Annotated in this window: 9 protein-coding genes; 6 read left to right on the forward strand and 3 right to left on the reverse strand. The window is 69.5% G+C overall.

What is annotated here, in order from left to right:
- Positions 1 to 15: 15 nt before the first annotated feature.
- Genes ACFWN2_RS27865 through ACFWN2_RS27875 form a run of 3 tightly spaced genes read left to right on the forward strand, consistent with a single transcriptional unit; the run spans position 16 to position 2350 of the window.
- Complete coding sequence (locus ACFWN2_RS27865) at positions 16 to 927, forward strand: ABC transporter ATP-binding protein (RefSeq protein WP_382432232.1); 912 nt, start codon at positions 16 to 18, stop codon at positions 925 to 927.
- Entirely contained in the window at positions 924 to 1967 is a 1044-nt protein-coding gene (locus ACFWN2_RS27870) for an ABC transporter permease (protein ID WP_382432234.1), read from the forward strand. Before ACFWN2_RS27865 ends, ACFWN2_RS27870 begins: the two co-directional genes overlap by 4 nt.
- Positions 1968 to 2026: 59 nt before the next feature.
- Entirely contained in the window at positions 2027 to 2350 is a 324-nt protein-coding gene (locus tag ACFWN2_RS27875; RefSeq protein ID WP_382432236.1) for a DUF3817 domain-containing protein, read from the forward strand.
- Here ACFWN2_RS27875 and ACFWN2_RS27880 read toward each other — a convergent pair.
- The 3 genes from ACFWN2_RS27880 to ACFWN2_RS27890 are packed head-to-tail and all read right to left on the reverse strand — an operon-like array spanning position 2322 to position 4957.
- On the reverse strand, positions 2322 to 3365 hold the full coding sequence (locus tag ACFWN2_RS27880) for a phosphotransferase family protein (RefSeq protein WP_382432238.1): 1044 nt from the start codon (positions 3363 to 3365) through the stop codon (positions 2322 to 2324). The genes ACFWN2_RS27875 and ACFWN2_RS27880 overlap by 29 nt on opposite strands.
- Positions 3362 to 4417, reverse strand: a complete 1056-nt coding sequence (locus ACFWN2_RS27885; RefSeq protein WP_382432240.1) for a phosphotransferase — start codon at positions 4415 to 4417, stop codon at positions 3362 to 3364. Before ACFWN2_RS27885 ends, ACFWN2_RS27880 begins: the two co-directional genes overlap by 4 nt.
- A gap of 42 nt (positions 4418 to 4459) precedes the next feature.
- The gene (locus ACFWN2_RS27890; RefSeq protein WP_382432242.1) at positions 4460 to 4957 is read right to left on the reverse strand and encodes a MarR family winged helix-turn-helix transcriptional regulator; all 498 of its coding nucleotides are present in this window, start codon (positions 4955 to 4957) and stop codon (positions 4460 to 4462) included.
- Positions 4958 to 5008: 51 nt separating this feature from the next.
- On the opposite strand from ACFWN2_RS27890, the gene ACFWN2_RS27895 reads away from it, so the two are divergent.
- The 3 genes from ACFWN2_RS27895 to ACFWN2_RS27905 all read left to right on the forward strand — a co-directional run bounded on the left by ACFWN2_RS27895 (position 5009) and on the right by ACFWN2_RS27905 (position 7236).
- Complete coding sequence (locus ACFWN2_RS27895; RefSeq protein ID WP_382432244.1) at positions 5009 to 5314, forward strand: MTH1187 family thiamine-binding protein; 306 nt, start codon at positions 5009 to 5011, stop codon at positions 5312 to 5314.
- A 129-nt stretch (positions 5315 to 5443) separates the two neighbouring features.
- The gene (locus ACFWN2_RS27900; protein WP_382432245.1) at positions 5444 to 6268 is read left to right on the forward strand and encodes a hypothetical protein; all 825 of its coding nucleotides are present in this window, start codon (positions 5444 to 5446) and stop codon (positions 6266 to 6268) included.
- Positions 6265 to 7236, forward strand: a complete 972-nt coding sequence (locus ACFWN2_RS27905) for a tetratricopeptide repeat protein (RefSeq protein ID WP_382432247.1) — start codon at positions 6265 to 6267, stop codon at positions 7234 to 7236. Before ACFWN2_RS27900 ends, ACFWN2_RS27905 begins: the two co-directional genes overlap by 4 nt.
- The last annotated feature ends 254 nt before the right edge of the window (positions 7237 to 7490 follow it).

The raw sequence follows: 7490 nt of genomic DNA on the forward strand, positions 1-7490 counted from the left end.
CCTACCGTCTCGGCCATGACGGAGGAACGGTCCGCGGTCGTGGTGCGGGACATCCGCAAGAGCTACGGCGAGCTGAAGGCGGTGGACGGGGTCTCGTTCACCGTGGCCGAAGGCGAGTTCTTCGGCATCCTGGGGCCCAACGGCGCCGGGAAGACCACCACGCTGGAGATCGTCGAGGGGCTGCGCAAGCCCGACAGCGGTGAGGTGCTGCTGCTCGGTGAGAGCCCGTGGCCGCGCAACGTGAAGTTGTTGCCACGCATCGGGGTTCAGCTGCAGGCGACGTCGTTCTTCGACAAGCTGACGGCGAAGGAGCAGTTGCAGACGTTCGGCGCGCTCTACGGGGTGAGCGCCGGCACGGCCGCGGACATGCTGGAGCTGGTCGGCCTGGCGGACAAGGCGAACGAGCAGGAGAACAAGCTCTCCGGCGGGCAGCGCCAGCGGCTCTCGATCGCGTGCGCGCTCGTGCACGACCCGGACATCGTGTTCCTGGACGAACCGACGGCGGCGCTCGACCCGCAGGCCCGCCGCAACCTCTGGGACGTGTTGCGCGCCATCCAGGAACGCGGCAAGACCATCGTCTACACCACCCACTACCTCGACGAGGCCGAGATCCTCTGCGACCGCGTCGCGATCATGGACACCGGCCGGATCCTCGCGCTCGACCGGCCCGCGGTGCTGGTGCGCGGCCTGGACGCGCCGACGCACGTGACGCTGCAGAAGGGACTTCTGTCCGCTGTGGACGCTGCCGCGCTCGACGGCGTGGACGAGGCGCAGGAGGACGAGGTGTCGCTGACGATCTCCACGCGCCGTCCCGCTCCCGTGCTGTCGGCGCTCGCCGAACGCGGTGCGCTCGACGGGCTGCAGGTCCGCACGGCCACCCTCGAAGACGTTTTCCTCAACCTGACCGGGCGGGAGTACCGAGCATGACCGCGTTCAAGACGCTCTCGGTGGCGATGCTCAAGGGTTTCGTCCGGGACAAGGCCACCCTGTTCTTCACCTTCATCTTTCCGCTGATGTTCCTCGTGATCTTCGGCCTGCTCCTGCGCGACGCCGGCACGGACAAGACCAAGATCGCGCTCGTCGGCGACGGCCCGATCGTCTCGGCGTTGCGCGAGAGCGGCGCGCTGGAGTTCGAGTCGTTCAACGACGAGAGCGCCGCCGTGCAGAAGGTGAAGGACGGTGACCTGCCCGCCGCGCTGATCGTCCGCGGGCAGAAGCTCGACCTGCGGTTCGCGCAGAGCGACCAGGTGCAGTCCGCGACCGTCGTCGGCATCGTCAACGGGTTCGTGGACAAGGCGAACCTCGCCGCGACCGGTCAGCCGCCGACCTTCACGTTCGCCGCGGAGAAGGTCGAGGACGCTTCGCTGAAGCCGATCCAGTACCTGACGCCCGGCATCCTGTCGTGGGGTGTGGCGGTGTCGGCGGTGTTCGGGTCTGCGCTGACGCTGGTGTCGTGGCGCCGCAAGCAGGTGCTGCGGCGCATCCGGCTGGCGCCGATCTCGACGACCTCCGTGCTGTCGTCGCGGATCCTCGTGAGCGCCGGTGTCGCGCTGATCCAGGGCGCCACCTTCATCGGCATCGCGTCACTGCCGGTGTTCGGGTTGCGGCTGTCCGGGGCGTGGTGGCTCGCGATCCCGTTGCTGCTGCTGGGAACCATCGCGTTCTTCGCGCTCGGCATGCTGGTCGGCGCGTTCGCCAAGACCGAGGAGGCCGCGTCGGCCGCCGCGAACATCGTGGTGCTGCCCATGGCGTTCCTGTCCGGCACGTTCTTCCCCGTCGACCAGGCGCCCGCGTGGCTGCAGGCCGTCTCGAAGGCGTTCCCGTTGCGGCACATGAACGACGGCATGCTCGACGTGCTGGTGCGCGGCAAGGGGATCGAGGCGCTGGCGGTGCCGGCGGCCGTGCTCGTCGGGTTCTCGCTCGTGGTCGGCTTCATCGCCTCCCGCGTCTTCAAGTGGGAGGAATAGGACACACCCGGCAGGCCCGGTGGTCGTGTGCTCCCCGTCACGGTTCATGATGGGGAGCCATGACGTTCTCCAGCGTGGTCGGACGGTTCCGCATCCTCGCCCTGGCCGAGGCCATCTCCTGGGCGGGCCTGCTGCTCGGGATGTTCTTCAAGTACGTCGTCGTGCAGAACGAGATCGGCGTGAAGATCTTCGGCCCGATCCACGGCATCGTCTTCGTCGGCTTCATCCTCGTCACGCTGATGACGAAGGAGCCGCTGAAGTGGGACGCGCGGACGCTCGTCCTCGGCCTGCTGTCGAGCATCCCGCCGTTCGGCACGGTGCTCTTCGAGCGCTGGGCGTCGAAGACCGGCCGCCTCAGCGAACCTGCCGCCGAGCAGCTCTGAGCTCTCGCGCCGGGTCGTCGCGGTGGTAGACGTGCTCGGAGTCCTCGATGTTGTCCAGGAACTCCTGGTACTGCACCGCGCCCAGCAGGTGTGAGGCGCGGCGCGCGGTGTCGAGTGCTTCGATCGGGCGGCTGTCCGGCCGGTGCCGCAGCCACGCCTCGCTCCACACCTGACGGATCAGGTCGCCCAGTTCCGGCCGGCAGAACTCGACGAGCCTGCCCACGTCGAGCGCCGGGTGGCCCCAGACGACGTCGGACCAGTCGTTGACCGTGCCGCTGTCGAACCAGTTGCCGGGGTGGAAGTCGCCGTGCACCAAGGTGTCCGGCAGTCCGAAGTCCGGCATCGGGACGACGCACGGCTTCACCCGCGGCTCACCGGCCAGCGCGTTCTGCACGGCCACCCAGCGCGGCACGATCTCCCTGATGTGGTCCGGTTCGGTGTCCCAGCAGGCCGTTCCCGGCGCCTCGGCCAGCAGGATCCGGCGCGGTCCCTCGGCGATCACCTGTGGCACCAGGCCGGGGTCGTGCTCGGCGACCACGGCGATCACCGCGCCCTCGTCCGCGAAGAACGGCGGGACGGTCTTCAGCCACGCGGAGCCGTTCGCGGTCGGCAGCCGGTGCACGCTCGACAGGTTCCACGACTTCACCTGGACGGCGGGGCCGGTGCGGTCGACGTGCCCGTCGGCCCACGCGACCAGCTCGGACGGTCCGCCGAGCCGCGCCCACGGGAGCCGGTGCGGGGCGTCCGCGGCGGGTTCCTCCGCCGGGTGGAGGTGGGTGCGGTCCGGCTCGCCGTGCGCCTCGACGTGGTAGGTGACCAGGCCGCCGCCGGGCCGCCGGCCGCCCTCGACCGAGACCAGCCTGAGCACGCTCGTCCGGACGCCCAGGAGCTGTTCCAGCACCTCGTTGACGGGTTCGACGTCGGCCCACCAGCGCGAGCTGACCGGCAGCGCGTCGGTGCGGCCCGCGAACCCGCTCGGAGCGCTGACCAGGGCGATGATCGACCGCTCGCTCATCCGCTCACCAGTCGCAGGGCCTCGCGGAGCTCGATCTGAGGATCGCCCTCGTGGTAGATCCGTTCGGACTCCTCGATGTTGTCGAGGAACTCCTGGTACTTCACGGCGTTGTGCAGCCGGGACGCGCGCGGTGCGATCCTCAGCGCCTCCAGGGGTTCGCTGTCCGGGCGGTGGCGCAGCCAGGCCTCGCTCCACACGCGACGGATGAGGTCGTGCAGTTCGGGCTCGGCGTACTCCATGAGCCGGCACGCGTCGAGCGCCGGGTGCCCCCAGACGGCGTCGGACCAGTCGATGAGCACCCCGCTGCTGAGCCAGTTGCCGGGGTGGAAGTCGCCGTGGGTCAGCGTGTCGGGCAGGCCGAAGTCCGGCAACGGCACGGCGGACGGCCGCAGCCGCGGTGCTCCCGCCAGGGCGTGCTGGACGGCGACCCAGCGCGGCACGACCTCCTCGACGTGCTCGGCGGTGACCGGCCAGCACTTGGTGCCCTCTGCCTGGCTCATCAGCACGCGGTGCGGTGCGCTCGCCAGCACCTCGGGCACGAGCGCGGGGTCGTGGGCGGCGACCATCTTGATCACCATGCCCTCGTCGGCGAAGAACGGCGGCACCGACTTGAGCCACACCGGTCCGTTCGCGGTGGGGAGGCGGTGCACGCTCGACAGGTTCCAGGTGCGGACCTGCGCGGCCGGGCCGGTGCGGGTGATCACCGAGTCGGCCCACCCGACCAGTTCGGACGGGCCTCCGAGGCGTGCCCACGGCAACCGGTGCTCGGCGTCCGGGGCCGGTGCCTCAGCGGGTTCCAGGAGGCTGTGGTCCGGCTCGTCGTGCGCCTCGACGTGGTAGGTGACGACGCCGCCGAACGGCACCGAGCCTCCCTCGGCCGAGAGCAGGCGCAGCACGCTCGTCTCCACGCCCAGCAGGGCGCGCAGGGCGGTGTTGACCGGTTCGACGTGGTTCCAGTCGGGGGTCTCGACGGGGATCACCCCGGTGCGTCCGGTGAACCCGGCCGGGGTGCTGACGAGCGCGACGATGGAGCGTTCCGGTCGATCCGACATGGGCCCCATCAGGCCACAGACCCGCCGGACCGCCCAACCGAATTAATCCTCGAAGTCGCCGCTGGCCCTGCGCACCTTCGCGAGCAGGTCGGTGAGCTGCTCGGTCTGGCGGTCGGTGAGGCCCTTGAGGCCGAGGTTGACGTCCATGACGGCCGCGGTCGCGCTCTCACGGCGTTGCAGGCCCGCGTCGGTGATCTCGACCAGCGTGGTGCGGCGGTCGGTCGGGTGCGGTGTGCGGCGGACGAGGCCGTCGCTCTCCAGTCGGTCGACGATGTTCGTGACGCTCGTCGGGTGCAGCTGCAGGCGCTCGCCCATCACGCGCATCGGCAGCGCGCCCTTGCGCGAGAAGAAGAGGAGCACCAACGCCTCGTAGCGCGCGAACGTGAGCCCGTGCGGCTTGAGGGCTGCGTCCACGGCGGACTGGATGATTTGCTGGACGCGCATGACGCTCGTGACCGCGGCCATCGACGTGGAGGAACCCACCCGGTCGTCCCACAGCTCGGCCGCGCGGGCGATCGGGTCGAACGGCAGCGGTGTCATGGGCAACGAAGCTACCAGTCAGTACAACTCGTGGATCAGCAGGAGGCTCGTGTGCTTGTCGCGTTCAGCGTTGCTCCGTCCGGTTCGGACTCGTCGGGAGGCGTCGCGAAGGCCGTGGCCGAGGCGGTCCGGGTCGTGCGGGAGTCCGGCCTGCCCAACGAGACCAACGCGATGTTCACTCTGTTGGAAGGCGACTGGGACGAGGTGATGGACGTCGTGAAGCGCGCGACGGAAGCCGTGCAGGCCGCCGCGCCGCGCGTGTCCCTCGTGCTCAAGGCCGACATCCGGCCCGGCCACACCGGCCAGCTGAAGGCCAAGGTCGACCGGATCGAGGAACACCTCGCCGACACGCCGTGAGCCGTTCCTCGGCGGATCGGGGGACACTTCGCCGACACGCCGTGAGGCGCTCCTCGGATGGCCGAACGCTCTACGCCGCCACGGTGAGTGGACCCGTGCGGCGGCCCTGGCTGGGCTAGCGTGTCGGGCGTGGACGCGAGGCAGCTGTGGTTGAGGTTCGAGCCCTACCACGACGTCACGTACTTCACGCCCGAATCCCGCGCGGCGACCGACGCGCTGGGCTGCAAGGGCTGCTGGATGGGCTACTTCGGCATGCGCGCAGCACCCCTGGGCGCCGCGTCGTCGGAACTGGTCACGGCGGTCTTCTACAACTTCGCGCCGCGCATGGTCCGCCGTGCGCTGCCGGACGCGTGGGAGGTGGCTTCGCCGTCTTCTTATCTGGACGTCCGGCTGGAGGGCGTGGACGGGGCGTTGCGACGCCTGCTGGGCTCCGTCGACACCCCCGAGATCGCCGAAGCCGCCGCTCTGGCCCGTGAGGCGGCACTGGCCGCTCCACTGGCCGGCCGCCCGCTGGCCGCCGCGAACCGCGCGCTGCCGTGGCCCGATCCACCCCACCTGGCGCTCTGGCACGCCTGCACGATCCTGCGCGAGGCCCGCGGCGACGGCCACGTGGCCGCACTGGTCGCGTCCGGGGTGGGCCCGTGCCAAGCGCTTGCGCTCTACGCGCGTGAGCATTCCCTCGATCCGGCATACATGCGAACCGCGCGTGGTTGGACTGTCGAAGAGTGGGAAGAAGTCGCGGACCTGCCGGGCGACCTCCCCGCGGTGGAACGAGCGACCGACGAGGCCGCTCTCGCACCGTGGGAGGCGTTGGGCGCGGAACGCACATCGCGGTTCATCGACCTGATGACACCGCTCGCTCTACGCATCGCCTCGGCCAACGAGGCGATGCGCGTCAACCCGATGGCCCTGGACCCGGTCCGGGAACTAGCCGTGCCAGGATGGAACACGTGACAAGGCCTGATCCTCGCAAGACCGCCGCACTGTCCGCCGCGCTCTCGGGCGCCGTCGACCTGGGCGCCCTGAAGGCCCGAGCCGACGCCGCTCGCACCGCCGCAGCCGCGCCCGCCGCCCCTGCCGGAGCCCCCGCGCCCGACAACGGCTCGGTGCCGTGGATCGTGGACGTCACCGAAGCCTCGTTCCAGGCCGTGGTCGAGCAGTCCCTGCAGGTGCCCGTCGTGGTGCTGCTGGGTGCCTCCTACAGCCCGGAGTCGCAGCAACTGGCCGCGTCGCTGACCCGGTTCGCCTCGGCTTCCGGTGGTTCTTGGATCCTGGCGCGGGTCGATCTGGAGACCGCGCCTCGGATCGGGCAGGCGTTCGGGGTGCAGTCCGTGCCCACGACTGTGGCCGTTGCCGCTGGTCAGCCGATTGATGCGTTTGGTGGGCCCATCGCTGACGCTGAGTTGTCGCAGTGGATTGCTCGGTTGTTGGATGCGTTGCGGGACCGGTTGCCTGGGATTCGGGCCGGGGAGGCTCGGGCCGGGGGGCCTGTCGAGGTTGAGGAGTTGCCTGAGGATCCTCGGATCGTTGCTGCTGAGGAGGCCTTTGAGGCTGGCGACTACGTTGCCGCTCAGGGGTTCTACTCGGAGATTCTTGCTTCTGAGCCTTCCAATGAGTTGGCCAAGGAAGGGTTGGCGCAGGCTCGGTTTGCTGAGCGGGCTGAAGCCGTTGATCCTGCGGTGATTGCCAAGGCTGATGGGGCGCCTGAAGATATTGACGCTCAGTTGGCCGCTGCTGATGCTCAGGTTGCCGGGCAGATGGTTGAGGAGGCCTTCCGGCGGTTGGTTGACACCGTTCGGCGGGTTTACGGGGATGATCGGGATCGGGTTCGGGCCCATTTGGTTGGGCTGTTCGAGTTGTTCCCGGCCGATGATCCTCGGGTTGCTGCGGCTCGGCGGTTGTTGGCTTCTGCGCTTTACTGACGCCGCGCCTGTTTCTCGTGGTCGCCTTTTGCGTGCGGCCTGGTTGCCTTGCGTGCTTCCCCTGGGGCTCTGCCCCAGACCCCGGCAATCTGAAATGGGGGTAGCGCTGGGGGCAGGTTGATGGCACGCCTGTTGCTTAGAGCGGCTGCACGTTGATTTGAAGGTTGCGGTGGCGGTGGGGTCCCATCACGAGCCGCACCAAGAGCGGGCCACATGTGAGTAGGGGTGTCAACTCGACGAAAAGCGTGTCGAGT

The sequence above is a fragment of the Lentzea sp. NPDC058436 genome, from assembly GCF_042721515.1.
Taxonomy (GTDB): Bacteria; Actinomycetota; Actinomycetes; order Mycobacteriales; family Pseudonocardiaceae; genus Lentzea.

Coding starts and splice junctions, on each gene's coding strand:
- ACFWN2_RS27865 (WP_382432232.1), top strand. CDS start 16: ATGACGGAGGAACGGTCCGCGGTCGTGGTGCGGGACATCCGCAAGAGC.
- ACFWN2_RS27870 (WP_382432234.1), top strand. CDS start 924: ATGACCGCGTTCAAGACGCTCTCGGTGGCGATGCTCAAGGGTTTCGTC.
- ACFWN2_RS27875 (WP_382432236.1), top strand. CDS start 2,027: ATGACGTTCTCCAGCGTGGTCGGACGGTTCCGCATCCTCGCCCTGGCC.
- ACFWN2_RS27880 (WP_382432238.1), bottom strand. CDS start 3,365: ATGAGCGAGCGGTCGATCATCGCCCTGGTCAGCGCTCCGAGCGGGTTC.
- ACFWN2_RS27885 (WP_382432240.1), bottom strand. CDS start 4,417: ATGTCGGATCGACCGGAACGCTCCATCGTCGCGCTCGTCAGCACCCCG.
- ACFWN2_RS27890 (WP_382432242.1), bottom strand. CDS start 4,957: ATGACACCGCTGCCGTTCGACCCGATCGCCCGCGCGGCCGAGCTGTGG.